Annotated in this window: 19 protein-coding genes; 6 read left to right on the top strand and 13 right to left on the bottom strand. The window is 69.6% G+C overall.

Annotation, left to right across the window (positions count from 1 at the left end):
* Positions 1 to 6: 6 nt before the first annotated feature.
* Positions 7 to 1,365, bottom strand: a complete 1,359-nt coding sequence (locus J7I98_RS18520; RefSeq protein ID WP_214921822.1) for a putative T7SS-secreted protein — start codon at positions 1,363 to 1,365, stop codon at positions 7 to 9.
* Positions 1,362 to 1,664 (bottom strand): WXG100 family type VII secretion target, encoded by a 303-nt coding sequence (locus tag J7I98_RS18515; protein ID WP_214921821.1) that lies wholly within the window; start codon positions 1,662 to 1,664, stop codon positions 1,362 to 1,364. Before J7I98_RS18515 ends, J7I98_RS18520 begins: the two co-directional genes overlap by 4 nt.
* Positions 1,665 to 1,783: 119 nt before the next feature.
* Here J7I98_RS18515 and J7I98_RS18510 point away from each other — a divergent pair, with 119 nt between their 5' ends.
* Positions 1,784 to 2,230, top strand: coding sequence for a hypothetical protein (locus tag J7I98_RS18510; protein WP_251020809.1), 447 nt, complete (start codon positions 1,784 to 1,786; stop codon positions 2,228 to 2,230).
* A 169-nt stretch (positions 2,231 to 2,399) separates the two neighbouring features.
* On the opposite strand, the gene J7I98_RS18505 is transcribed toward J7I98_RS18510, so the two are convergent.
* The 8 genes from J7I98_RS18505 to J7I98_RS18470 all read right to left on the bottom strand — a co-directional run bounded on the left by J7I98_RS18505 (position 2,400) and on the right by J7I98_RS18470 (position 16,880).
* The gene (locus tag J7I98_RS18505; RefSeq protein WP_214921820.1) at positions 2,400 to 3,923 is read right to left on the bottom strand and encodes an aldehyde dehydrogenase family protein; all 1,524 of its coding nucleotides are present in this window, start codon (positions 3,921 to 3,923) and stop codon (positions 2,400 to 2,402) included.
* 85 nt (positions 3,924 to 4,008) lie between these two features.
* Positions 4,009 to 5,574, bottom strand: a complete 1,566-nt coding sequence (locus tag J7I98_RS18500) for a GMC family oxidoreductase (RefSeq protein WP_214921819.1) — start codon at positions 5,572 to 5,574, stop codon at positions 4,009 to 4,011.
* Between the two features lie 23 nt (positions 5,575 to 5,597).
* Positions 5,598 to 7,184: an APC family permease gene (locus J7I98_RS18495; protein WP_214921818.1), complete on the bottom strand. Its 1,587-nt coding sequence runs from the start codon at positions 7,182 to 7,184 to the stop codon at positions 5,598 to 5,600.
* Complete coding sequence (locus J7I98_RS18490; protein WP_214921817.1) at positions 7,181 to 8,650, bottom strand: aldehyde dehydrogenase family protein; 1,470 nt, start codon at positions 8,648 to 8,650, stop codon at positions 7,181 to 7,183. Before J7I98_RS18490 ends, J7I98_RS18495 begins: the two co-directional genes overlap by 4 nt.
* Before the next feature lie 141 nt (positions 8,651 to 8,791).
* Positions 8,792 to 10,060, bottom strand: a complete 1,269-nt coding sequence (locus J7I98_RS18485; protein ID WP_308377851.1) for a GAF domain-containing protein — start codon at positions 10,058 to 10,060, stop codon at positions 8,792 to 8,794.
* A gap of 209 nt (positions 10,061 to 10,269) precedes the next feature.
* On the bottom strand, positions 10,270 to 12,264 hold the full coding sequence (locus J7I98_RS18480; protein WP_214921816.1) for an ABC transporter ATP-binding protein: 1,995 nt from the start codon (positions 12,262 to 12,264) through the stop codon (positions 10,270 to 10,272).
* A 261-nt stretch (positions 12,265 to 12,525) separates the two neighbouring features.
* Positions 12,526 to 13,872 carry an SWF or SNF family helicase gene (locus J7I98_RS18475; RefSeq protein ID WP_214921849.1) on the bottom strand — a complete coding sequence of 449 codons (1,347 nt, stop codon included), beginning with the start codon at positions 13,870 to 13,872 and terminating at the stop codon, positions 12,526 to 12,528.
* 59 nt (positions 13,873 to 13,931) lie between these two features.
* Positions 13,932 to 16,880, bottom strand: coding sequence for a DEAD/DEAH box helicase (locus J7I98_RS18470; RefSeq protein ID WP_214921815.1), 2,949 nt, complete (start codon positions 16,878 to 16,880; stop codon positions 13,932 to 13,934).
* A 205-nt stretch (positions 16,881 to 17,085) separates the two neighbouring features.
* On the opposite strand from J7I98_RS18470, the gene J7I98_RS18465 reads away from it, so the two are divergent.
* From J7I98_RS18465 to J7I98_RS18455, 3 genes are all read left to right on the top strand, one after another.
* Positions 17,086 to 18,138 carry an acyl-CoA desaturase gene (locus J7I98_RS18465; RefSeq protein WP_214921814.1) on the top strand — a complete coding sequence of 351 codons (1,053 nt, stop codon included), beginning with the start codon at positions 17,086 to 17,088 and terminating at the stop codon, positions 18,136 to 18,138.
* 96 nt (positions 18,139 to 18,234) lie between these two features.
* Positions 18,235 to 18,423, top strand: a complete 189-nt coding sequence (locus J7I98_RS18460; RefSeq protein ID WP_214921813.1) for a hypothetical protein — start codon at positions 18,235 to 18,237, stop codon at positions 18,421 to 18,423.
* Positions 18,420 to 18,962: an MOSC domain-containing protein gene (locus J7I98_RS18455; RefSeq protein WP_214921848.1), complete on the top strand. Its 543-nt coding sequence runs from the start codon at positions 18,420 to 18,422 to the stop codon at positions 18,960 to 18,962. The genes J7I98_RS18460 and J7I98_RS18455 overlap by 4 nt, the downstream gene beginning before the upstream one ends.
* A 9-nt stretch (positions 18,963 to 18,971) precedes the next feature.
* Here the strand turns inward: J7I98_RS18455 and J7I98_RS18450 are convergent, their stop codons facing one another.
* Positions 18,972 to 20,363 carry a tannase/feruloyl esterase family alpha/beta hydrolase gene (locus tag J7I98_RS18450; protein ID WP_214921812.1) on the bottom strand — a complete coding sequence of 464 codons (1,392 nt, stop codon included), beginning with the start codon at positions 20,361 to 20,363 and terminating at the stop codon, positions 18,972 to 18,974.
* Between the two features lie 236 nt (positions 20,364 to 20,599).
* Here J7I98_RS18450 and J7I98_RS18445 point away from each other — a divergent pair, with 236 nt between their 5' ends.
* Positions 20,600 to 24,013 carry a hypothetical protein gene (locus tag J7I98_RS18445; RefSeq protein WP_214921811.1) on the top strand — a complete coding sequence of 1,138 codons (3,414 nt, stop codon included), beginning with the start codon at positions 20,600 to 20,602 and terminating at the stop codon, positions 24,011 to 24,013.
* A 15-nt stretch (positions 24,014 to 24,028) separates the two neighbouring features.
* Here J7I98_RS18445 and J7I98_RS18440 read toward each other — a convergent pair whose 3' ends face one another.
* Complete coding sequence (locus J7I98_RS18440) at positions 24,029 to 24,829, bottom strand: hypothetical protein (RefSeq protein WP_214921810.1); 801 nt, start codon at positions 24,827 to 24,829, stop codon at positions 24,029 to 24,031.
* A gap of 132 nt (positions 24,830 to 24,961) precedes the next feature.
* Positions 24,962 to 25,264 (bottom strand): hypothetical protein, encoded by a 303-nt coding sequence (locus J7I98_RS18435; RefSeq protein WP_214921809.1) that lies wholly within the window; start codon positions 25,262 to 25,264, stop codon positions 24,962 to 24,964.
* An 89-nt stretch (positions 25,265 to 25,353) separates the two neighbouring features.
* On the opposite strand from J7I98_RS18435, the gene J7I98_RS18430 reads away from it, so the two are divergent.
* The gene (locus tag J7I98_RS18430; RefSeq protein WP_214921808.1) at positions 25,354 to 26,256 is read left to right on the top strand and encodes an oxygenase MpaB family protein; all 903 of its coding nucleotides are present in this window, start codon (positions 25,354 to 25,356) and stop codon (positions 26,254 to 26,256) included.
* Positions 26,257 to 26,301 lie beyond the last annotated feature (45 nt).

The raw sequence follows: 26,301 nt of genomic DNA, 5'->3' as shown, positions 1-26,301 counted from the left end.
AGGACCTCAAGCAACGGCATTGGGGGGCCCCTTCGACCACCACGAGAGGGGATCGAGCGTATCGTCGGCGCGGATGGCTTGCTGAAGACCTGGGAGGCTTCGCAGGCCAGGCGTGTTCGTGATGAGCCCGCTCAGCCCCTTTTCACCGATACTTGCTCCAAGGTTCTTTGCCACCGAATTCTCCCAGGCGAGAGACACCCGGTTCCCGATGCCGTCTACGGCTTTGAAGGTGTGGACTTCAGCTGCACTTCGGAAACGGTTGGCAGCTCGCGGGACTTCGCTCACTGCTGCGGCTCCCTCGGAGACGAGGCGGTTCAGCCGAGTGACCCTGGCCACGTCGTCGATGTGTGTGACCACCCCGTCCCCCACCTTCACCACTACCTTCGCGGTTCCAGTGATCGCGGTCTTCGCGAACGCCGCGCCCGGAATAAGGCCTACCGCATCACCTGCGAGGGTTCCCCACCCGACATCCGCCCCTCCGATCTTCGCCGCACCGTGCGAGAGCAGCGCGCCCGCCGAGAACCCTGCACTCGCCAACGCGAGTGCGCCGGACAACGGGGGACACCACAGGGTCAGCAGCGCCAGGATGCCGAGTACGGCGGATATGTTTCCCAGCCAGTCGCCGATCTTGTTCAGCAGGTCCTTGTTGCGGGCGCACCACTCCTGGATGGAGTGCCCGATCTCTTTGAACTTGTCGCCGAGCCGCTCCCAGAAGCCGGGGTCGGGGGCGGCGTCGGTGGCCTTGCGCATGTGTCCCGCGACACCGCGGGCCTCGGCCTGGTGCTCCTCCAGCAACTGCTCGGCCCGTTTGATGATTTCTTCGAGTTCGCGCTGCGCCTGGTCCAGCTGGGTGGAGGCGGAGTCGAGTTCACTGTCGGCCTGCTTGAGCCGGCTGCTCGCCGCGTCGACCTTCGCCTGGGCGTCCTGGAGGGCGGGTCCGGTGAACATCTGGCCGCTCAGCCGGAAGGCGGGGTCGTTCGCGGCCTGGTTGTAGCGGCCGGCCGCGGCGTCGTTGGCCTTCTCCGCCGAGGCCACCTTGCCCTTGGCTTGCTTGGCCTGCACCTCGTACGTACCGGCGGTGCTCTGGTAGTGGGTGAGTGCTTCGCGCCACTTCGCCATCTCCGAGGACGCGGTCTGCATCGCCTCGTGGCTGTCCTTGAGATAGCGGGGCAGCTCTCCGACCTTCTGGGAGAAGGCGGAGGCGGCATCGCCGGCCCAGCTCACGTTTCCTGTCAGGCGCTTGATGCTGTTCTGCGCGGTGTCGAGCGCGGTCGCGGCCTTCTTGGTACGGGCGGCGAGCGAACCCACGTTGCCGGAGTCACCCGGCGCGGGGTCGAAGCCGAGCGAGGGGTACTTGTCGCTCACTTCGCGCCACCCTTTCCGCCGAAGCCGTCCCGGATGGCCGCCTCGGCGTCCCGGTAGGTGTCGCGGGTCTGCTTGAGCTTGTCCTCGATGATTTGCGTGCCATCGGCGATTTTTTTGATCGCGTCGTCCCAGCTGTCGTGGAACTCGTCGCAGGCGTTGTCGAGTTCCTTACTGCCCGTGGTCTTCGGGCCGGTGTCACGCAGCGCGTTCAGCGCCGAGCGCATCTCCTCCTGGCTCCGATGGAGCTCTCTGACGAGCGCGTCGAGTTCAGTTAACTCGACTTTGAAGCCTGCTCCCATGGCGCTGTGCTCCCCGTTGTATAGGAATTCGTGGTGATCAACCGGTGACCACGTTAGCCAGCAGGTACCAGGGGGCCGCATCAGGGTTCTTCCCGTTCGCCAAACCTTCACAGCCCTCCGTGAACGCAGGCAGCCGGTGGCGGGGCAGGGGTGAACAGCCAGCCGATGGACGGCCGGGTCAGCGGCTGGACCAGTCGGCGTACCGGCGGAGAGTCATAGAGCGCTTCGGTGTCCCACCCGACGGACGTCTGTTCCGCAACGCGGCGGGAAAATACATCGATCCTTCCGCGTACGGCATCACATGGGGACGGGCGCGTGAGGCCGCACTCACACTCGACGAGCACGCCCTTGATTTGGCGAAACGCCGCTACGACCTGCGCCACGCCGGAATCTCGTTCTGGCTTGCCTCGGGTGTCGACCCCGCAGAGTGTGCGCGCCGGGCCGGACAAAGCATCCAGGTTCTCTTCCGCTACTACGCCAAGTTCCTGGCCGAGGCACGGAACCATGCCAACAACTTGATAGAGGAGTCGATGCGGCGATGGGAGGTGCCGGAGGGCAGCGCGTAGAACACATGAGCCGGTCCTTGGCCCGGAAATGCCCCGGAACAGCTGGTAAGAGGTGGGATAGCGGTGGAAGATATCGGGAGTAGCTTCGTATTTCGCCACACGGCTTAGATGCGCGCCACGAAGGGCGCCTGGCAGGCAAAACACCTGTTCAGGCGCCCTTCTTCGGCGTCTAGAAGAACCCCAGCTTCTTCGGCGAGTACGACACCAGGAGATTCTTCGTCTGCTGATACTGCTCCAGCATCATCTTGTGGTTCTCGCGGCCGATGCCCGACTGCTTGTAGCCGCCGAACGCCGCGTGCGCCGGGTACGCGTGGTAGCAGTTCGTCCAGACGCGGCCCGCCTGGATCGAACGGCCCGCCCGGTACGCGGTGTTGATGTCCCGCGTCCAGACGCCCGCACCGAGCCCGTACAGCGTGTCGTTCGCCGTCTTGATGGCGTCTTCGAAGTCGGCGAAGGAGGTGACCGCGACGACCGGGCCGAAAATCTCCTCCTGGAAGACCCGCATCCGGTTGTCGCCCTCGAAGATCGTCGGCTGGACGTAGTAGCCACCGGCCATGTCGCCGTCGTACTCCAGCCTCTGACCACCCGTCCGGATCTTGGCGCCTTCCTGCTGGCCGATGTCCAGGTACGAAAGGATCTTCTGGAGCTGGTCGTTGGAGGCCTGGGCGCCGATCATCGTGTCGGTGTCCAGGGGGTGGCCCGGCGTGATCAGTTCGGTCCGGGCCGTCGCCGCTTCCAGGAAATCGCCGTAGTTGCCGCGCTGGATCAGCGCACGCGACGGGCAGGTGCACACCTCGCCCTGGTTCAGCGCGAACATCGTGAAGCCTTCGAGCGCCTTGTCGCGCAGGTCGTCGTCGACGCTCCAGATGTCGTCGAAGAAGATGTTCGGGCTCTTGCCGCCCAGCTCCAGTGTCACCGGTTTCAGGTTCTCGGAGGCGTACTGCATGATCAGCCGCCCGGTCGTGGTCTCACCGGTGAAGGAGATCTTCGCGACGCGCGGGCTGGACGCCAGGGGCTTCCCGGCCTCCTCGCCGAAGCCGTTGACGATATTGACGACACCCGGCGGAAGCAGATCGGCGACCAGGCTCATCCAGTAGTGGACGGAGGCGGGGGTCTGCTCGGCGGGCTTCAGGACGACTGCGTTTCCCGTGGCGAGTGCCGGGGCCAGCTTCCAAGTGGCCATCAGAATGGGGAAGTTCCAGGGAATGATCTGGGCGACGACCCCGAGCGGCTCGTGGAAGTGGTACGCGACGGTGTCGTCGTCGACCTCGCTGAGCGACCCCTCCTGCGCCCTGAGCGCACCCGCGAAGTAGCGGAAGTGGTCGATGGCGAGGGGGATGTCGGCGGCCAGGGTCTCCCGTACGGGCTTGCCGTTCTCCCAGGACTCGGCGACCGCGAGCTCCTCCAGATGGGTCTCCATCCGGTCGGCGATCTTCAGCAGGATGTTCGCGCGGTCGGCCGCCGCCGTACGCCCCCAGCCCGGCGCGGCGGCATGCGCCGCGTCCAGGGCGCGCTCCACGTCCTCCGCGGTGCCGCGGGCGATCTCGGTGAACGGGCGGCCGTTGACGGGGCTCGGGTTCTCGAAGTACTGGCCGCGGGCCGGCGGGACGTACTCGCCGCCGATCCAGTGGTCGTAGCGGGACTCGTACGAGACGATCGCACCCTCGGTACCGGGCGCTGCGTAACGGGTCATCTCCGTGGCCTCCCTCTGGCGCCGCCCGCCGTTGGGCGGCACTCGGCGCGAGGGTATGGACCCGGACGTTGCGACCAGGTTGCGCCTACGTCGCCTTGATCATGTCGGCGCACTTCTCGCCGATCATCATCGTGGTGATGCACGGATTGACCGTCGGAAGGAAAGGCATGACGGACGCGTCGGCCACCCGCAGTCCCGTGACGCCCTTGACGCGCAGTTGAGGATCGAGCGGCGAGTCGTGGTCGGCCGCCGCGCCCATGCGCACGGTGCCCGCCGGGTGGTAGACGGTGTTGTGCGTCTGCCGGATGTACGAGAACAGTTCCTCGTCGGTCTTCGCGTCCGGGCCCGGAGCGAGCTCGGCGCCGGTCCAGCCGGCCATCGGGGCCCGCCCGGCGATCTCGCGGGCGAGCCGCAGCCCGTACGTCATCACCCGGATGTCGTGCTCGTGCGTGAAGTAGCGGGGGTCGACCTTCGGCTTGTCCCGGAAGTCGCGGGTGCGCAGCCGGACCGTGCCCATGGAGCGGGCCCGGGTGACGTTCGGCGTGAGACAGAAGGCGTTGTCGGCGGTCGGATAGCCGCGCCGGTAGGTGTTCAGGTCGAAAGGCACCGAACCGTAGTGGAACATCAAGTCCGGCCGGTCGAGGCCCGGTTCGGTGTCGACGAAGATGCCGATCTCCCACCACTGGCTGGACGCCGTGACCATGGGCTGCTTCGCTTCCCACATGATCACGCCCTCCGGGTGGTCCTGCAGATTGGAGCCGACCCCGGGGGAGTCCACCCGTACCTCGACGTCGCAGTCCCACAGATGCCCGGCCGGTCCGATACCGGACAGCATCAGCAGCTTCGGAGAGTCGATGGCCCCGCACGAGACGATGACTTCGCGCCGCGCCGTGACCGCCCCGCTGTGAATGGTGTCGGGCTCCAGATACTCGACGCCCGTGCAACGCCGTCCGCTGTCGTCGAACAGCAGCCGCTTGGCCTGCAACCCCGTGCGTACCTCCAGATTCTGCCGCTTGCCGAGAATCGGGTGCAGATACGCGACCGACGAGGACGAACGGGTGCCGTCCGGAAGGGAGTTGATCTGGAACCAGTGCGCACCGCGCACCACCGTCCTGCCGGTGTTGAACGGCCTGCTGGGGATCTCCGTCGCCGTGCACGCCGCCAGCAGCGCTCTGCCGCACGGGTCGTTCGGCGGGACCGTACGGATGGTCACCGGGCCCGAGCGGCCGTGGTGGTCGCCGGGCGCGTCATTGGTCTCCAGGCGCTGGTAGAGGGGGAAACAGTCCGCCGCGCTCCACCCCGTACAGCCCAGCGCGCCCCACTCGTCCAGGTCCTCGGCCGGTGCCCAGAAGGCGATGCACGAGTTGTGCGAGGAGCAGCCGCCGAGCACCTTGGCGCGGGCGTGCCGCATGAAGCTGTTGCCGTTCTCCTGCGGCTCCACCGGGTAGTCCCAGTCGTAACCGGACTCCAGCAGGGCCATCCACCGGTCGAGCCGGAGGATGTTGTCGTCGCCGACGTCCGAAGGACCGGCCTCGAGTACGCAGACGCTGACGTCCGGGTCCTCGGTCAGCCGCGCGGCGACGACCGCGCCGGCCGTACCGCCGCCGACCACCACATAGTCGAAGGCGGCCAGGGGGCTCTCAGCGGACATTGCGTCTCCTGGATCAGAGGTGTTCAGGGGGCGGCGGACGGGGGCGTCGGCGCCGGTTCCACGGCCTCGAAGCGGTGCTCGGCGAGGACTCCCGTCTTGTGCCGCTGTACGAACCAGTAGTAGGCGAAGCCGCCCAGCGCGACGATGCCGATGAAGAGAAACGCGCCCCAGCGCAGATACCAGTGCTGGTCGCCCGTCGCGTTGTAGACCTCGGCGCGCGGCCAGGCGAGGTTGAGCGACATGGCGGCGCCCCACAGCACGGCGAGGATGTTGACCGGCAGCCCGAACCTGCCGAGCGAGAACTTGCCCTCGGCGGGCTGCCATCTGCCGCGCAGGCGCTGGATCAGCATGGGCACGGTGACCAGCAGGTACGCCACGTAGATCATGATGATGGCGATGCTGGTGATCACCGAGAAGATCTGTGGCTGGTTGATGTTGATCACCAGGATGACGACGCCGATCACACCGATCACGACGGCGGGCACCACTGGTGTCTGGAAGCGGGGGCTGACCCGGGCGAGGAGAGAGCCCGCCGGCAGGTTGTTGTCCCGCGCCATGGCGAACATCAGCCGGATGCCTGCGGCATGCACGGCCAGCACACAGACGGTGATCGCGACGACGACGCACCACAGGAAGATCTCGCCGATGGTCGAACCGAGCGTCTCCAGCACCACGTACTGCAGACCGCCCGTGCCCAGCTCCTCGGCGGCCAGATCCGGCACGGCCATCAGAGCGAAGAGCAGGATGAACCCGCCGATGATGAAGGACGCGACGAGTGCCCGCAGGATGGCGCGGGGCGCGTTGCGGCTCGGATCGTGCGACTCCTCGCCGAGTGACGACGCGGTGTCGAACCCGTACATGACGTACGCGGAGGCCAGCGACGCGGTCAGGAACGCGCCGAAATAGCCGAGGTCCTGGCCACTGCCGAGCCCGTACGTCTCAGTGAGGACACTGCTGGGGCCGCGGGTGATGTGCGCCGCCAGGAAGACGATCAGAGCGACGGCGGCGATCAGCTCGATGAACACACCGGCCGAGTTGATCCGGGCCATGAGCTGGACACCGAAGGCGTTGACCACGGTGGAGAAGAGGATGAGCACCGTGCCGAGGAGTACGGCGTTGGCGGCCGCGTCGTTCTCACCGGTGCCGTCGCCCACGAACTGGAACCAGTCGTCGATCTGCGGCAGCGTGATCTGGTACGCGAGTGCCACGGCCGAGAGCGTCACCATGGTGGCCGTCATCATCATCCAGCCGCCGAGCCAGCCGATGTGCGGACCGCCCATGGTCTTGGCCCAGTTGTAGACCGAACCGGCGACCGGATAGCGGGCGGCCAGCTCGCAGAAGCACAGGGCCACCATCAGCTGGCCGGTGAAGACCATCGGCCAGGACCACCAGTAGGCGGGCCCGCCGAAGGCCACGCCGAAGTAGAAGAGCTGGAAGGTGCCGGTCAGGATCGAGATGTAGCTGATCCCGGCGGCGAAGGTGTGGAAATTGCCGAGGCTGCGCTTGAGTTCCGGGCGGTAGCCGAGCTCTCCCAGAGCATCGTCGTCGTGCTGGGTCTGGGTCCGGACCGGACCAGCTGGTTCCGGACCTCTTCCTGCATCCGTACTCATTCGAACCACCTCTGCGGCCTGGGCGAGAGATTGCGCCAGATGTGCTTGGCCTCCTGGTACTCGGCAAGTCCGGCCGGGCCAAGTTCACGGCCGAAACCGGACTGCTTCATTCCGCCCCACTCTGCCTGGGGAACGTACGGATGGAAGTCATTGATCCATACAGTGCCGGCGCGCACCCGGGAAGCCACCCGCTGCGCCCGGGCCACATCACCCGACCAGACGGCTCCGGTCAGCCCGTAGACGGTGTCGTTGGCGAGCGCGACCGCCTCCTCCTCGTCACGGAACATCTCGACGGTGAGCACCGGACCGAACGACTCGTCGGCCACCACGGACATGCCCGGCGTGCACTCGTCCAACACGGTCGGCAGGTAGTAGAAGCCGTCCTGCAGGGCCGGGTCGTCGGGCCGCTTGCCGCCGCAGCGCAGTACGGCGCCCTCGCCCAGCCCGGCCGCCACGTACGCCTCGATCTTGTCGCGGTGCGCCGCGGAGATCAGCGGCCCGGTGCGGGCATTCTCGTCGAACGGGCCACCGAGCCGGATCGCCCTGGCCCGGGCCACCACCTCGTCGACGAACGCGTCGTGCAGTTCGTTCTGGACCAGGAGCCGTGCCCCGGCCGAGCAGACCTGCCCGGAGTGCAGGAACACCGCCATCACGGCGTGGTCGACCGCCGCGTCGAAATCGGCGTCGGCGAAGACGATGTTGGGATTCTTGCCGCCCAGTTCGAGGGCGACCTTCTTCACGGTGGGGGCGGCCGCTGCCATGATGCGGCGCCCCGTGACGAGTCCGCCGGTGAACGACACCAGGTCGACCCGGGGGTCCGCGGTGAGCGGCGCACCCGCTGTCGGGCCGGCGCCCAGCACGAGGTTGGCGACCCCGTCGGGCAGTCCTGCCTCGGTCAGCAGACGCATGAGGATGATGGCGGTGTGCGGGGTCAGCTCGCTGGGCTTGAGGACGAAGGTGTTGCCCGCGCCGAGCGCCGGGGCGACCTTCCAGGCCGTCTGCAGGAGCGGATAGTTCCATGGAGTGATCAGCGCGCACACGCCGACCGGTTCGTGGACCACTCTGCTGTCGACGTCGGGATTGCCTGTGTCGACGATCCGGTCGTTGCCGCCCGATGCCGTGAGGTTGCCGAAGTAGCGGAAGCAGGCCGCGATGTCGTCCATGTCGTACTCGCTCTCGACGAGCCGCTTCCCTGTGTCCAGGGATTCGGCCCGGGCGAGCGTCGGCCTGTCGCGTTCCAGCAGGTCGGCGACGCGCAGCAGCAGCCGGCCGCGCTCGGCGGCCGGAGTGCGTGGCCACGGCCCGCTGTCGAAGGCGTCACGGGCGGCGGCAAGGGCAGCGGCGGCGTCCTTGGGACCGGCCTCGTCGACGGTTGCCACCAGGGTGCCGTCAGCGGGGCAGCGGATCTCACGAACCTGCCCGCCGAGGGCGGCGGTCCACTTGCCACCGATGAACAGCTCCGGCATGGGGGCTCCTCCGGGTTCGGATGGGCGGCACCTGTGGTGCTGTGTGGTGCTCCATCAACAGACACTGTGGTGGTCCATGAAAAGACACTAAGGAGACCGGGCCGTGTCCGCAGCGTGGGAGCCGTCATCCGGGGCGGATGCTCACCGGTCCCATGCCCGGCCACGCTGCCAGGTGTCGAGTTCCCGTACGCGAGTGAGCGCGGCAGGCCGCTGATCCTCGGGAAGTACGGACGCGAGCGTCTGCCAGACCGCCAGATCGTCCTCTCCCCAGGGGCTGTACGCCCAGTCGCCGAGCAGCCCGGGATCCGCGCGGGCGATCACTGCGGCCCGCAGCTGGTCCTCCAGACGCCTCCGCAGACGTACGACCTCGGGGGCCTGCGAGACGGGCAGCAGCGGGCCCGCGTACCCGCTCATGGCCGCCGTCGTCGCGCCGGACGCGAGGCGTCGTGCGACGGTGTCGAAGTCCGTGTCGACGGGGGAGGCGAGCCGGTACGGCCGGGAGAGGAGCAGCGCCGGGCCGAGCAGGCGACGCAGCCGGGACAGCTCTGCGCGCAGGGTGACGGGCGTGACCGACTCGTCCTCGTACAGGGCGATGAGCAGCTCGTCGCCGGTCAGGCCCTCGGGGTGACGGGCGAGCAGCACCAGGATCTCGCTGTGACGGCGGCTGAGACGTAACTTGCGGCCGTCGACCACGAGCAGGGCCTCGTCCCTGCCCAGCGCGCAGAGCTGGACGGCGGAGGCGTGCGGGGGCGGCGAGAGAAGCGCGAGCTGTGACTCGGCCGCACGGGCGACCGCCTGGACGAACGCCAGACTGTGCGGATGCGCGAGCCCGTCCCCACCGGTGATGTCGACGGCTCCGAGGAGACGTCCGGTGCGCGGATCGTGTACGGGTGCCGCGGCACAGGTCCAGGGCTGTACCGGCCTGCTGAAGTGTTCGGCGGCGAAGACCTGCACGGGCCGGTCCAGGGCAACGGCTGTTCCGGGTGCGTTCGTTCCCATCGCGGACTCGGACCAGCGGGCACCGGGAACGAAGTTCAGCCGCCCGGCACGGCGCCGGGTCCCGGGGTGCCCCTCGACCCACAAAAGGCGGCACTGTGCGTCGCACACCGCGAGCAGGTGCTCTCCGTCGCTCGCGAAGGTGCCCATCAGCTCCCGGAACAGCGGCATCACGCGGGCCAGCGGATGTTCGTGCCTGTACGAGCCGAGGTCCGCGTCGGTCAGCTCGACACGAGCGGTGGACTCGGGGCTCACATGCGCCCGCGCGGACCGCCGCCACGACTCCCCGACCACGGACCGTACGGGCCGCTCAAGCCGCCCCGCGCTGGTGAACACCTCATGCGCCCTGCGCAGTTCACCCAGCCGCTCAACGGGGTCGGCACCGGCCTCCAGAGCCACCCATGCATCGGTCACTTCGGCCTCCCGAACCATCGTGTCGGAGGGCCAGTACGGCGGCAAGGACGCCTGTCGTGGGGTGGCGTGTTCCTTACCGCCAGTGCCCCGGGATCTCTGTCCCGGGGCACACCGTGCTCCTGCGGTCAGCACCGGTGAGGATCGGCCGTCAGTAGCGGTAGCGACCGGCCGTCAGTACCGGTGGCTATCGGCCCACCCGGTGGGCAGGGTCAGCGGTCCTGGGACAGGGCGTACAACTCGCCGAGGAGGCTGCCGTCCCTGTGCACCAGCTCCTCGAATGTGCCCTCCTCCCGGATGCGGCCTTCGTCGAGGACGATGATCCGGTCCGCCATCTTCACGTTGTCGAGGCGGTGGGTGACCACGACGGTGATGCGGTCCTGCGCGATGTCCCGGAGCGTACGGAAGATCATGTGCTCGCCCCTCGCGTCCATCTCGCTGGTGGGCTCGTCCAGGATGAGAAGGCCCGGCTTGCGGTAGAGGGCGCGGGCACAGGCGAGACGCTGCCATTGCCCGCCGGACAGTTCCTGCCCGCCCCACACCGAGCGGGCCAGCAGTGTTTCCAGTTCGTCGGGCAGGTCACGGATGACGCCCGCCATGCCGACCTGTTCGGCGGCCTTCCAGACCTGCTCGTCGCCGAACTCTCGTGGCTGACCGAGGGTGATGTTCTCCCTGGCTGCCAAGGGCCAGTGGCCGTTGTTCTGGGGTACGAGCCCGACGTGCTGCCACACGGATTCGGCATCGGCGGTGGCGAGATCGGTGCCGTCCCAGTACACGCCGCCGGATGTGGCCAACGTCAGTCCGGTCAGCAGCCGCACCAGGGTCGACTTGCCGGCGCCGTTCTCCCCGACGAGGGCGACCACTTCACCGCGCTTGAGGGTGAGCGAGAGGTTGTGCAGGGCAGGGGCTGCCTTGTTGGAGTAGCTGAACTCGACTTCGTCGAGGCGGATGGTGCGGGGCGCCCGGACCGTTGCGGCGCCGCGACGGGTGGTCATCGTCCGTACTTCGGCCAGGAAATCGTGGTAGTCGCCGAGGTAGAGGCCGTGGTGGAACATGACGGCGCCATAGCGAATGATCGAGTTGAGGGCGCGGCCGGCGGTTTGGGACGCGACGATGGCCGTTCCGGCGATGGCCAGGACCATGTGGCCGGACAGCACGAGCGCGGCGAGGGAGGCCCACATGCCGAGCGTGAAGATCCCGGACAGTGCCGCGGCGACGGCCGTAATCCGCAGATAGGGCCCCGCGCCCTCCAGCTCTTTGCCCTCCACCCGGTCGCACATCGTGCGGTACCAGAAGTAGAGGTAGCCGCGCATGGTGTTGGCGCGCAGTTCGTCGGCGAGTTCCGAGGTTGTCAGCCACCACCGCATCATGCCGCGCACATTGCGCGCGGAGATCGTACGGTCGTGGACGCGGTAGTCGATGCGCGCGGCGATCACACCGCCCAGGCCGCGAGGAAGGACGGAGAGCAGCAGCACGCCGACCAGCAGAGGGTGGAGCACCGCGAGGACGGACGCGGCGGAGACGAGCTGCACGAACCCGTTCGTGAGGGTCTTGGCGTCATCGGCGAGATCGACGGCGCGCAGTGCCCCGATCTCGGCCGCCTGACTGCGGTCCTTGAAACCCTCTTGGTCGTAGGCGGACAACTCGGCCCGCATGTGGAGGTCGACGATGGTCATGTCGGCTGCTGAGGCGACTTGCGGGTTGAGCCGGCGCGTGGCCCAGTCGGCCATGATCCAGGCCCCTGAACCCGTGGCCATGGCGAGGCCTGCCAGCACCAGGGCCGGCGAGGCCGCCGATAACGCCGCCCGGGCGTCGGCCGTTCCGAACAGGTGCTGCATGGCCTTGGCGACGGCGGCGAGCATGACGGCCGTACCGATCCCGGACAGCAGCTGACAGGCCAGGATGGTGATCACCATGCGCCGGTCGACCGACCAGGCGAGCCGGGCGGTCTGGCCGAGCGCGGCGGGGATCCGCCGCGCCATGTCCCGCAGGGTGGCATCCTCCATGGCGCGGCGGTGCTTGCGCCCGTTGTAGTCCAGCTCCGGAGGAGCCGAGGGGTGCGGTCGTTCCTGCCTGGCGGGTGGAACCGCCGCTGCCGGGCCGGACGCCGGCTCCGACACCGACTTCGGATCCGCCGCCGACACCGACACCGACTCCGAGTCCGCTCCGACGGAACCGGTACGCCGACCGCTTGCGAGCCACTTCATTCCGACCACCTCGCGTCAACAGGGCGCACGGAAAGTGCGGTTGCCACAGGTGGGTTCTCGAACGCAGGGTGAAGCACGAGACGAGCGGGCGCGGAATTCAAGGTTCCTCCTGTGGCGACGTTGAGGGATCCAGCGCCCGGAGAACTCACCTGATCAAGAAGCCGTCACGGGGGAAGGCGGGCGAACCGTCGCGCGAAAGTCCGAATGAACGGCGACAGGACAGGGCGCGCTTCCGAAAGCTGCCGTGATGCGGCGTTCGATTCACCCGGGAGAGGGCTCGTCACCCCTGCGGGGGATTGCTGTGGAGTCGGCCGCCTCCTGTCCGTCGCTCCGCAGGGCGACGGCGAGCGCCACCGCCGGATCCTGGTCGCCGGGACCGACCGGCGTCCACCGGCCGCGCTCCTTGCGGTACGGCCACCAGCGCCCGTCGCGCCCGCATCGCAGCTGAGCGCCCGAGAGCCGAGCGTCCGAGCCGGTCACCGTCCACCGGTTGCGCTGAGCACGGAACTGCGGGCGTTCCTCCTCGTCCCACGCTTCCGCCAGCCGCGCACGGGCACGGGCCAGCGCCTCCCGGTCCGGGGACCAGTCCTCCTCCAGTACGGCGAGCCCGGCACGCCCTCCGTACCCCCATGCTCGTACAGCGAGGGCGAGTTCGGCCCGCTCCCGGCCGGATCCCGACGCGAGGCGCGCGGCGATGACTGGACCGGGAGCCCCGGCTGCCAGCCGTACAGCGTCCTGATCCGCGTTCAGCTTTTTGTCGACGGGGTGCTGTTCATGACCGGCCGACAGCGCCTCGGCCAGCAGGCGATGAGCCCGGGCGGCGGCGTCCGCTGCCAGGAACTCCAGCGCCGCGACGTCGATCCCAGGCGCCGGCCCCGTCTCCGTATCGAGAACCGGTGGCCGCCCCGGCTCCTCGGGGAGGGGCGGGGGCGCGGGCAAAGGCAGTACGTCCCGTGCCGCGAAGACCGCGTCCGCGCGCACGCCCTCCGGCGCGCGCTCTTCCTCGTGCGCCCCCATGCTTTCGTGGGGAGTCGCTGCCCTGGCGGCACTGCGTACCTGCAGCTCGTCGAGCAGCGCCCGCTCGCTCCGCCCCCGCATCAGCAGCAGCACAAACGGGTCCTCGTCCAGCAGCCTCGCCACCTGGTAGCAGAGCGCCGCGGTGTGCGGGCAGTGGTCCCAGGCCTCGCACGAGCACTCCGGCTCCAGATCGCCGATGCCCGGCAGCAGTTCGACCCCGGCCGCCGCCGCGTCCTCCACGAGGTGCGGCGGCATCTCGCGGTCCAGGAGAGCCGCGATGTGCCCGGCCCGTTCGACCGCCATGTCCAGGAAGCGGTCCCAGTCCTCGTCGCTCAGCCGCTGCAACAGCACATCACTGCGGTACGCCGAGCCGTCCCGCTCCCGGACGACGGCCGTGATCCGGCCGGGCCTTACGGACACGGCGCCGACCGCACCCTCACGCGCGTACTTGCGCCCCTTCTTGAGCTGTTCGCCGTCGAGCGCCGTGTCCTCCAGTGCCTTCAGCCAGGCACGGCCCCACCACGTCTGTGCGAAACCGCGTCCCCGCGCGGGAGGGAGGGCGCCAAAGGTGCGCTCCGTGTCCCTTTCCATGGCCCTGTCCGTCTCGTTTTCCGTGGCCCTGTCCGTCTTGTTCCACCCGCCTGTGCCGCTCATCGCGTGCCCCCTCGCAGCTCCACCAGATCCGCCAGTTCGGCGTCGGTCAGTTCGGTCAGCGCGGCCTCGCCGGAGCCGAGGACGGCGTCCGCCAGCTCTTGCTTGCGCGCGAGCATGTCGGAGATCCGGTCCTCGATCGTCCCCTCGGCGATCAGCCGGTGCACCTGCACCGGCTGGGTTTGCCCGATGCGGTACGCCCGGTCGGTGGCCTGTGCCTCGACGGCGGGGTTCCACCAGCGGTCGTAGTGCACGACATGGGCGGCGCGGGTGAGATTGAGACCGGTGCCGGCAGCCTTCAACGACAGCAGGAAGACCGGGATTTCACCGTCCTGGAACCGCTGCACCATGGCCTCGCGCTCCTGTACGGGCGTACCGCCGTGCAGGAACTGGGTGTTCACCCCGCGCGCGCCGAGATGCTGCTCGAGCAGCCGTGCCATCTGCACGTACTGCGTAAAGACCAGCACGCTCGCGTCCTCGGCCAGGATGGTGTCGAGGAGCTCGTCCAGCAGCTCCAGCTTCCCCGACCGCCCCGCGATCCTGGGCCGGTCTTCCCTTGGACCGCGCTCTTTCAAATACTGCGCGGGGTGGTTGCAGATCTGCTTCAGCGCGGTCAGGAGCTTCACCACGAGCCCGCGCCGGGTGAACCCGTCGGCCCCGGAGATGGCGGCCAGCGTCTCACGCACCACCGCCTCGTACAGTCCGGCCTGTTCCGTGGTGAGAGAGACGGCACGGTCGGTCTCCGTCTTCGGCGGCAGCTCTGGCGCGATGCCGGGATCGGACTTGCGGCGCCGCAGCAGGAAGGGGCGTACCAGCCTGGAGAGCCGCTCTGCCGCTGCCGGATCGTTTCCGCCCTCGACCGACTGCGCGTAGGTCCTGCGGAAGGTGCCGAGCCTGCCGAGCAGGCCGGGCGTCGTCCAGTCGAGGATCGCCCACAGCTCGGAGAGGTTGTTCTCGACGGGCGTTCCGGTGAGCGCCACGCGTGCGTGTGCGTCGATGGTCCGCAGCTGCTTGGCGGTCGCCGAGTACGGGTTTTTGACGTGCTGTGCCTCGTCGATGACGACCATCCCCCAGGCGCCGGGCACAGTCAGCCGCGCGGCGTCGAGCCGCATCGTGCCGTACGTCGTGAGGACGAATTCGCCGTCGGCCAGGCCCTCCAGACTGCGTGAAGGCCCGTGGAAGCGACGTACGGGCGTTCCGGGCGCGAAGCGTTCGATCTCGCGCTGCCAGTTGCCCATGAGCGACGTGGGGCAGACCACGACGGTGGGTCCTGCGGCCCGCTCGTCCGTCTGCCGGTGCAGATGCAGGGCAATGAGCGTGATGGTCTTGCCGAGCCCCATGTCGTCGGCGAGGCAGGCGCCGAGCCCGAGGGATGTCATGTGGTGCAGCCAGTTGAGCCCGCGCAACTGGTAGTCGCGCAGCGTCGCCGCGAGGGCGGTCGGCTGTGGAATCGTCTGGTGCCCCGTGCCCTCAGGATCGGCGATACGGTCCCGCAACTGCGCGAGCCATCCCGATGCCTGTACGTCGACGCGCTGTCCGTCCACTTCTGTACGGCCGCTCAGCGCGGCACTGAGCGCTTCGATGGGGGTGACCTTGCGGTCCTGGTGCTCCCGCGCGCGACGGGCCTCCTCGGGGTCGATGAGGACCCACTGGTCGCGCAGTCGCACCACCGGCCTGTTGGCCTCGGCGAGCCGGTCGAGTTCGGCTCGCGAGAGCTGACGGCCGCCCAGCGCGAACGACCAGTTGAAGGCCAGCAGGGCGTCGGCCGACAGGAACGACGGCACGTCGGACGCTGTCTTTCCGGGGCCCTTGGCATCGCTGCTCTCACCTGCCTCGTCGGGCGGGCCGACGACCGCGCGCGCCGTCAGCTTCCGCGCGAGCTCCTTGGGCCAGTGCACCTGCACCCCGGTGGCGGCCAGCGCCCGGGCGGCCTCGCCGAGCAGCTCGGTGACGTCCTCGTCCGCGAGCTCGATCGTGTCGGGTACGGCGGCCGACAGCAGCGGGGTCAGCGGCGGCCAGGCGCGGGCGGCCCGGCGCAGGGCGAGCAGCGCGTCCATGCGGGCGCGCGGACCGAAAGCCGTACCGGTTTGACCGGCGTGACTGGCATGACCGGCTTGACCGGCACCGGCCCACACCTCGGCGGCGTCCGCCACCAGGGACGGGTCGCTGACGCTGTGCATCTGGAGGACGGCACGGAACGTCCCGGCCCCGGACGCCGCCAGGCCCGGCAGTTCGACCCGCAGTGAGATTCGTACGCCCGCGTCCTGCCCGGCGGCGACATCCGCGGCCCAGGCCCGCTGTTCGGGCAGCCGCTGCGGCTCGGCCGCGGCGAAGGCGGGGCTCAGGGTGGCCGAAGGTGCGGCGGGCGTGCGTGGCAGACCGTCGGCGACCGCGTCGAGGAAGGCGCGGAGGAGGCGCTCGGGTGCGGGCAGCAGCAGGGGCTCGGCGTCGGCGTCGAGCGGTACGGCGTGTGCGTTGGGCGGCATCGCGGCCGCGAGTTCGCGTACCCGTTCCAGGTCGTCGGCGGTGAGCGGTCCGGCCCGCCAGGCATCGTGGTCGGTGGCGGTCAGGCCCGGCAGCAGCCGCCCGCGGGCGGCGAGTTGGAGCGCGACGAGGGCCGCCGCGCCCCAGAAGGCGGCGGCGGGGTCGGCGTGCGCGGACGCGCGGGCTCGGGTCAGGACCGGCAGGGCGTCCCGTACGGGCAGTACGACGGCTCGTACGGTCCGCGGTGTCGCATCGGCCGCGACCACGGTCAGTTCCTCGACGGATCCGTTGGCGGCCAAGGGCTCGGACCGGGGTGCGGACGGGGGGACGGGCGGGGGCTCGCCTCCGTCGGACCGCCAGAAGGCGACCTTGCCGGTACGGGGTGGGTCCGCGGGCAGAAAGACCACGGGGCAGCGGGTGAGTTCGGAGATCTCGGAGGGCGTTGCCGCAAGAGGTCGGTGCACAGCGATGACGCATTCCTCAAATTTGACTAGTGGGTGCCGGGCCGCCGAGGGTACAGCATCCGGCGCGCGCGAGGTGTAGCCAGCCCCACCCTGGCGGCTGGGGGCTTACCCCACTGAAAGCCGGGTGCCAGCGCCATGGTCTTTGAGGGTCTTCGTTGCGTACTTTCATGAGGTCAGAGCAAGGTCCTACAGACCGGAGACCCTTATGCCCCAGGCCGCCACTGTCGCGGAACCCACGACAGGCACCTCGGGGAGCGATTTCGCCCCGCTCCTGCGCACCGTAAGGGAGCAGGGACTCCTGGAGCGGCGCATCGGCTGGTACGCGCTGGGGATCGCGGCCAATCTGCTCGCCCTGGCCGCTGTCGTCACCGGCATCGTGCTCATCGGGGACTCCTGGTGGACGCTGCTGCTCGCACTGCCCCTCGCGGTGCTGTGGGCCCGTACCGCCTTCGTCGGACACGACGCGGGACACGCGCAGATAACCGGCAACCGCCGGCTGGGCATGGCCGTCGGGCTCATCCACGGCAATCTGCTGCTCGGCATGAGCCAGGCGTGGTGGAACGACAAGCACGTACGCCACCACGCCAACCCCAACCACGTCGACAAGGACCCCGACGTCGGAGTCGGCGCACTCGTCTGGACCCAGAAGCAGGCCGAACAGCGCGAGGGCTTCGCCCGCTGGCTCACCCGCAACCAGGCACGCCTGTTCTTCCCGATGCTACTGCTCGAAGGCATCGCCCTGAAGGTCTCCGGTTTCCAGGACCTGCGTCGCCAGTCGCTGCGCGAGCGCACGGTGGAGGGCTTTCTGCTGATCGCCCACCTCATGACATATGCCACACTCCTGCTCACCACCATGTCCGTCGGCAAGGCCATCGTCTTCGCACTGGTGCACCACGCGCTGTTCGGTCTCCACCTCGGCATGGCCTTCGCGCCCAACCACAAGGGGATGGAAATGCCGGACCCCGACGGCGAGCGCTGGGGCCACCTGCAGCGGCAGGTCCTGACGTCACGCAATGTGCGCGGCGGGATACTCACCGACTGGTTCCTCGGCGGCCTCAACTACCAGATAGAGCACCACCTCTTCCCGAGCATGCCGCGCCCGCATCTGCGGCTCGTCCAGCCGCTGGTGCGTGCGCACTGCCAGTCGTTGGGTATGCCGTATGCGGAGACCGGCCTGGTCGACTCGTACCGGCAGGCGCTGACGCACATGCACGAGGTGGGTGAGCCGCTCAGGCCCGCCCCGAGCGCTGCCGTATAAGCGCTGCTGTACAACGGGCGCACAATGGAACTGCGGCGCTGGCGTGCACGTTGTCGGAGCAGGGAGCGGCAGTCGCCGCGAAGGAGGCGTCAGAAGATGTCGAACAACGCGAAGGTCGTCGCCGCCGGTGGCGTGGTGGTGGGGATCGCCCTGATCTGGTTGATCGGGTTCTGGCCGGCGCTGCTGGTCATGGTCGGAGTGCCTGTGGCGGCGTACCTGATGCTGGACAGTTCGCAGCGCCGCAGGCTGCGCAGCAGGATCTCGCGTAAGGAGATAGGGCGCTGAGCGGCACCGTCACGGCGGTCAGCAGTAACGGCGAGTACAGCTTCACCAAGCCGAACCGGGACAGCATCACGTTGCTGCCCGGTCTCGGCGTGGAGGGGGACGTGCATGCGGGCGTGACGGTCAAGCACCGGTCACGGGTTGCCCAGGACCCCACCCAGCCGAACCTGCGACAGGTCCACCTCATCCACGAAGAGCTCTTCGACGAGGTGCTGGAGGAGGGCTTCAAGGTCGCGCCCGGCGAGCTCGGTGAGAACATCACCACGCGCGGGATCGACCTGCTGGCGCTGCCCACCGGCACCCTGCTGCGCATCGGCGACGAAGCGGTCGTCGAGATCACCGGCCTGCGCAATCCCTGCCTTCAGATCGACGCCTTCCAGGACGGCCTCCTCAAGCAGGTCGTCGGCCGGGACACTGCGGGCAACATTGTGCGCAAGGCCGGGATCATGAGCATCGTCACGGCAGGCGGAGTGGTGTGGCCCGGTGACCGGATCACGGTCGACCTGCCGGCCGAGCCGCACCGCCCTATGGAGCGTGTCTGACCTCCCGGCTCAGCTCAGCGCACAGGAGTTGACCACGTCACCGCCCGTGGGCCTGGCGATCGTCCGGTCCGCGGGCGGCGCGCTGCCGTCCTCGACCCACGAGACGAGGGCCGTGAACGCCGAGCGGTAGCAGGGCAGAACCGGCCGCAGCAGCTCGGGGAACGTGTCGTAGAGGGAGTCGACATGGGTGCCGCCCTCGACGGTGTAGTAGCGGTGCAGCCGTGACCGGCCCTGTCCGGTCACCATCCGCTCGTACACGTCGGAGTCGGTGGCGATGGGCAGCAGCGTGTCCAGATCGCCGTGCAGCGTGATCAGCGGCCTGCCGATCCGCCCGGTCAGCGCCACCCGCCGCACCGCGCGGTGTACGGACGAGGGGCGCGCGGCGTAGTCGTAGTCCGCATCCGACGCGCACGGGGCAAGGATCTCCGGCGCCGTCGAACCTGCCGAAGAGCCGGGGCAGTCCGGATCGTACGACGGGTCGAATTCGGCGCGGTAGATCTTCTGGGTCACTCCCCAGTACGCCTTCTCGTGGTAGGGCCACAGGAACTGGGAACCGGGCGCGAAACCGGCCTTCAGGAGGTCCTCGTCCGTCGCCCGCCCCAGAGCGCGCGCCACGGTGACCGGCAGGGAGCCCAGCAGCCCGCCGCCGTCGGCCGTCCACAGGGCGCCCTCCCAGTCGACCCCTCCGTCATAGAGCTCGGGGTGGTTCTCCAGCTGCCAGCGGGTCAGATAGCCGCCGTTGGAGATGCCCGTCATGTACGTACGCCGGGGCGCGTGCCCGTACCGCTGCGCGACGGCCTTCCGTGCCGCGCGCGTCAGCTCCGTGGTCCGCCGGTTCCACTCCGCCACCGCATCGCCGGGCCGCTTGCCGTCCATGAAGAAGTCGGGACCGCTGTTTCCCTTGTCGGTGGCCGCGTACGCATAACCGAGGGCCAGTATCTGGTCGGAGATGAGGGCGTCGGTCGCGTACTGCTTGCGGGTGCCCGGTGCGCCGGTGACCACCAGACCATCGTTCCAGCGCTCCGGCAGCCGGATGACGAACTGGGCGTCGTGCCGCCACCCGTGGGTGGCATTGGAGCGTGAAGTGTCCGGGAAGTAGCCGTCGATCTGGAGGCCGGGCACACCGGACGGGTTCTTCGTGCCCTTCGCGGACAGGCCCGCCTGGTCGGCGGTGTCGGTGTATGCCGTGCCGGCGAGCCCCGCGGTGGTCAAGTCGGGTAGGCAGGCCGTCTGTTGGTGCTCCGCGCCTGGAACCGTCGGACGGTCGTGCGGGGCGCAGGCAGAACCGGGACGGGCACCGGGTGCGGCGGCGTCGGCGGAGCCGACCGCGGTCGGCATCGTACTCAGGCCCATCAGAAGCGCGGCGACGAGCGGAACGCCTCGGGACAGGGACTGGCGCATGGGCGGCCTCCGGATTCACGGCAGTGGGGACGGTGCAGGGCGTTGGTGGCGAGACGGGGCGCAGTCGCCACATCGTGCTGTCGCTCATCCAGCTGCGGCCATGGGCCCGGCCCACACGGTGTCGCACCGAGGCATGGGGGCGGACCACGAAAACCGCTTGCCCGCTGATCAGTTCGCTGTGATCATGACCGCATGAAGACCGGAAAGGGGGCCTCACGATCCTTCGGTGATCGCTGATGGCCACATACGATGCCCCGCACGCCCAGCCTCAGCCCCAGGCTGAGCCCCAATCCCAGCCTCTGACTTCCGCATGGCTGAGGGCCCACTTCGACTCCCTGCCCTTCCCCGCCCGCATGGGCGCTCTCGCCCGGTACGGCCGCGCACTGGCCCCTGACGCCTACGCCGCTCTGCACGCCGCGCTCGATGCGGGGGACCCCGACGAGCGCCACACCGCGCTCTTTCTCGCCGTCGTGCGCCGCGACATCGACACCGTCTCCCGGGCACTCGCCGATCCCCTCCTGCGCCGCCGCGCACTCTCCGCCGCCCTCCGCCTGCCGCTCCACGAACAGGCCCTCGCCGCACTCGCGCTGCACGACACACGCGCCGTACGCCACGAGACGTACCGCGTGCTGAAGACCGCCCGCCGTACGGCGCTCGCCGACTCCCTCATCCAGCAGGTGTACGAACGCCACGGCGGCCAGGAGGCGGCGCGGCTGCTGACAGCCTGTTCCGCACAGACGGCAGCACACTGGCTCCCACACCTCGAACCACCAGCGGGAGTGCTCAACTCCCTTGCCCGCACCGCCCCTGTAGCCGTCGCCAGGCACCTCACCGACGAGTACGCGGCCCGCAGGAGCCACGAACGCCACAGCTACGCACGAGCGCACCGGATCATCGCCACAGCAGTCGCCGAACGCGACACAGAAGCCGGCCTGCTGATGCTCCGCGGAGCACCCTCACTCATCGGAAAACGGGCAGCTGTAGCCCTCCTCCGTACCCCCTCCGCCGTGCTGGAGATCCTGCGGGCGGCCCCGACGCACTACGGCACAGAACACGACGGCACAGAGCCCGTACTGACGATCCAGGCGGGCCCGCTGCCTCCGTCGGTCAAGCGCGCTGCCCTGGACCTGCCGCCCGACGACCTGGTGGAGCTCGCGACCCGGTGCCCGGCCGACGCGCCCAGGCGCATCGGCACGGGCCAGGGCAAGGTCGCCCCCGACTCACTGCTCCGGCTCCTGCCGCCCGCCGAACGGTGCCGGGTCGTCCGGGAACGCATCGGAGGAGACTTCGGGCGCCGCGCCTCCCTGTCCGCCATCGCCGCCCTCGAACCCGACGACAGGTCCGCCTTCCTCGCACCCTGGCTCAAGCGCTCGGCAGGCAGGAGCAGGACGCTCAGGCGGTTCGCCGGACTGCCGCTCGATGTCGCGGAACCGGTCCTGCGCGCCCAGACGTCGGACCATCGCATGCACCTCCGGCTCGCCGCCTGGCCCGCGCTGCTCGCCAGCGCCGAACTGAACGGTGATCCCCAGGAGTACGCACGGATCGCAGCCTCCTGCGAACGCGCCTGGCACGACCAGAACGACGTACGCCGGTTCGCCCTCGCGCAGCTGGCCGCCGCACCCGCCCGGCTGCTCGCGGCGGTCGAGGAACGTGTGCTTCGCGACGCCGCTCTGACCACGGTCCAGTCGCGTGACTCCACCGCAGCCACCCTTGCCTGCGCGGAAAGGTGGCTGCGCCGCACCACCGAGAGCGCTGCGGCGCGAGGAAACACCGAACGGGCCGCGTTCGCCGCCCGGTTGCTGTGCCAGGTTCTCGCCGACCCCCGGCGCAGGGGCCCGCGTAACCCGCTGCGCCTGGACGCACCTACGGCGCGTGCCGTCTGCTCCGGCACGGTGGCCGAATCAGGGGCGCACGCCGAAACCCTCACATCACTCGCCGAACTCCTGGCACCCCACCTGGCGGAACTCCCCACCCTGGAAGCCCTGATGCGGCGCACCGCGGAGGAGCACGAGGACCCCGAAATCGCCGCCCGTGCGGCGGCCGTCTGGATTGCTCCCGCCGCCACCCGAGAGGCCCGCTGCGCGGAGCTGGTGCGCCTCGACCCGTCCTTCGCCGCCGTACCCGAAGTGCTGCGCACGCTCACCACCCGCCGTACCGACCTGCTCGACGACGTACTCGAAGCCGCCGTACGGGACGGTCTGCGCGGCCGCATCCGGCCACGGGGCACGCCCTGGGCACCCCGGCTACGCCCGGCCGACACCGGCCGCTGGCTCGCGTACCAGCGGCGCGAATGGGCGGCGTACCTCGTGACTGTGGCGTCCGACGAGCACGCCCCCTTGCGCGAAAGGACCGACGCGGCCGCACTCCTGAACACCCCGGCACACCTCACGGCCCTGGTCTCGGCCGCGCCCCAGCCTGTGGCGGCGGCCGCGATCGGCGCACTGGGCGGGACCAGGCCCGTCACAGCAGAACTGCTGGAAACACTGCTCAGGCACGCCGGCACCGGAGGCGTGCGCGGGCGTGCGGCGATGTCCGCCGTACGCCGCCTGCTGGACGACGTACCGGACAGCCGGGCGATCACACTGCTGGCGCCCCTTCTGCGGAACCCGGCCAACCCGGTCGGCACCCGCAAGGAGGCAGCCAGGGCGCTGGGCATCCTCACCGGAACAGCCGCCCTGAGCGCGCTGCTCGCCGCATGGGACGAGCCGGGCCAGCACCGGGACGTACGGGCCGTCATCGCGCCGCTCCTGCTGCGCGGCATCGACCGCGACGACATCGCGCACCGGCTGTCCGAAGGAGTGCGGGAACAGGCCGTAAGAGAGGCTGTCGTCGGTATACGCCCCACCGCTGTACCGCGCGCGGCCCGTGCCGCGTACAACGCCTTCCTCCTCGGCCTCGTACAGGGCGGCGACGACAGCACCGCGATCGCCGCCTGCCGCGCCCTGCACGCCCACCTCACCGACGATGCGTCCGAGGAGGCCGCCCGTGTCCTGGCACAGACCGCCGCCGACCTGACCAGGACCCGGCCGGTGTGGCACGCGGCCGTAGCGCAGCTCGTCGCCCTGCCGTCGGGAGAGAACACGTCGGCCATCACGACGGAGGCTTTCGCGCCGTTGCGGATCGGGGCGCATTCCGACGAACCGGACAGCAGGGTCGACGTGCTGCGCCGCCTCGACGGCTGTGCCGACGTCATCGCCGGCCAGTACAGTCACGGCGCTTCGCGGGCTGTTGTCGACGTCCTGCTCGACGCCCTCGAAGGGGCGGGCCTGTCGCGTCAGGCGGCCCGTCTCGCCCAGGAAGCGGCACTCGACGCCGCACGGGCAGGGGACCCGGCGCTCGAACTCTGGGAGCGGCTGCTGGGTCTGGTCGAGGCACGCCCCGACAGGCTGGCGCTCGACGACGGCCTGTACATCGACGTCGGCCGCCCCGGTCGTCCCGACTGCGCGGCGGCGGTGCTCGATGCCGTGCGCCTGCTGCGGGCCCGTGGATCGGCGCCCGCAGGACTGCTCGCGCTGGCCCTGGTGTCGGCGGCCGGGCGCTCCGCCTCCTGGCGGGAGCCATGGCCCGGCGAGCTGGCGGCCCTGCGCGACCACCCGGATCCGGACACAGCTCTCGGGGCGCTCGTCGCCGGTCCGACGGGGGGCGACTGACCCGCGAGAAGGCGGTCAGGCAGGCCGTACGGCCATCTTGTCGAGCGCCTCCAGCAGCCCGGGCAGCTCGGGCCCCCGGCCGACCGGAAGGACCTCTCCCGGCTCGTCGTCGAGCAGCACAAAAGCGATGTCGTCAGTCCTGGCGACCATGGACCAGCCAGGACCGTCGGCACGGAGCGTACGGGCCTCGCCGGACGCGAAGGCGGATCGCACCCGTCCCGGCGGTGGCGGGGACTCCACATAGGCGTGCAGTTCCTCGATCACGCGCCGCACACCTGTGTGCGGCTTGTCGCCGGGAGCGACGAAGGTTTCCTCGTCGTCGATCTGCTCACGCCAGGCCGCCCATTGCAGTGCGATTTCGTCCGCGCCTAGCCGCCGCTGGGCGGGCCCCCACTGCTCGGTGTCGGGCGGCGCCAGGGCCGGGCCGGTTTCACCCTCCTCGGGTGCGGGGTCGTGCGGCGCCGGTATGCCCGGAGCGGCCACCGCGAGGCTGAGCGGCCAGCCCGGCAGGCCTGCGACCACGCTGCGCTCGTCGGGCGACAGGTCGTACTCCATGCCGCAGTCCCAGGACGCGATGGCGACCGCCACCAGGGACACGTCGTCGATCACCACCGTCCACCGGGCTCCGGTGCCGTCCTGGCCGAGCACAAGCCCGTACCCGTCGGCGTACGGCTCCAGGCCGAGCGCGGCACAGGCCTCCGGATAGTCGTCGCCGAGCACGCTGGGGAACTGCGCGGGCGTCAGCAGCACCGCTGTCAGCACAAACAGTGCGTCCTCGGCGTCCTCGGCATTCTCGGCGGTGTCCGGCCCGGTCACGGCGCCCTCCTCATCGGATCGGTCGTCGGCGCACCCTAACCAGTGAGTAACCCGATCGTCGAGGTCCACGGGACGAAAAGAACCCTCAGGGGCCCCGCCCTTCCGGAGCTCCGGATCGCTGTCCTTCCCGGGTCAGGCGGCGGGAAGACCCAGGAGCGTACGCGCCACACTGTGCGGTGATTCGTCGCGCTCCCTTGCGAGCGCGATCAACGCCCGACAGGCGAGTTCGTTGACACCGAAGGAGAGGGCCTCGGGCGAGACCCAGCCGGCCGCCTCGTCGCTGCGCCGCTCGTCGTCCTCCGCGCAGGCGGACACATAGACCGCCGCGGCCTCGAAAATGTTGTGCTGCCGATTTTCCGGGTGCGGCGGGGCCTGCCCGGCACCGTCGGGTCGTGCCGCGAAAAACTTCCGGAGTCTGCCGAACACCCGGATCACCTTCCCCTGTGTAGCTCGATCACGGATCTTTCAAGTGTGCGCCCCCAACGTAAGGTTGGACCTCGGACGACAGATAGGGGGACGGTGCGTTGAAGCGCTACGACCGGCTGAAGGAGATCCAGCGGCTTGATCCGGAGAAGGGCTTCCTGACGATCTACCGGCTCACATCGACGTACGAGTTCCCCTGGGACTTCACCCGTGCACTGGAGCTGGCCCTCTATCGCACGTACGCGGTCCCGAGCATCGGCCGTCTCCTTGCCGAGACCGCCGAACTGACCGACCGTACGCAGAAGCGCTACGACGACACCGCGCTACTGCTGGACACCGTCGTGGAGCACGGTTTCGAGAGCGAGGACGGCCGAACGGCCATCCGCCGCATCAACCAGATGCACCGCAGCTACGACATCAGCAACGACGACATGCGCTACGTGCTGTGCACCTTCGTCGTCATGCCGAAGCGCTGGATCGACTCCTACGGCTGGCGCCGACTGTCCGACCACGAACTCCGGGCCTGTGCCGCCTACTACGCCCTGCTCGGCAAGCAGATGGGCATCAAGGAAATCCCGCAGTCCTTCGAGGAGTTCGAGCGCTGCCTCGACACCTACGAGGCGGAGCATTTCGGCTGGGACGAGGGGGCACGGAAGGTTTCCGACGCGACCCTGGCCCTGATGGCCTCCTGGTACCCGGGCCCCCTAGCGCCCCTGGTGCGCGGCGCGAGCCTCGCTCTCCTCGACGACGCTCTGCTGCGGGCGTTCCGTTACGACACCCCGGCGCCCGCGACCCGCGCGGTGGTCAGGGGAGCGCTCAGGTTGCGCGCCCGTGCCGTACGGCTGCTGCCTCCGCGCAGTACGCCGCACTATGCCCGGCAGAACCCGGAGATCAAGGGATACCCCGACGGTTACAAGGTGGGGAGCCTGGGGACCTTCCCGACACCCGGCGTGGGCGGCTGCCCGGTCCCGCACACGGAGAGCCCGGCGGCCACGCAGCCCTGACTCGCCGGTCCTGACGTATCAGTCCTCGCTAGCGGTGCCCACGTC

It is taken from the genome of Streptomyces sp. ISL-98, from assembly GCF_018614055.1.
GTDB classification, from domain to species: Bacteria; Actinomycetota; Actinomycetes; order Streptomycetales; family Streptomycetaceae; genus Streptomyces; species Streptomyces spiramyceticus.
Note: the sequence above shows the minus strand (reverse complement) of the source record. Positions and strands in the feature narration are given on the sequence as shown.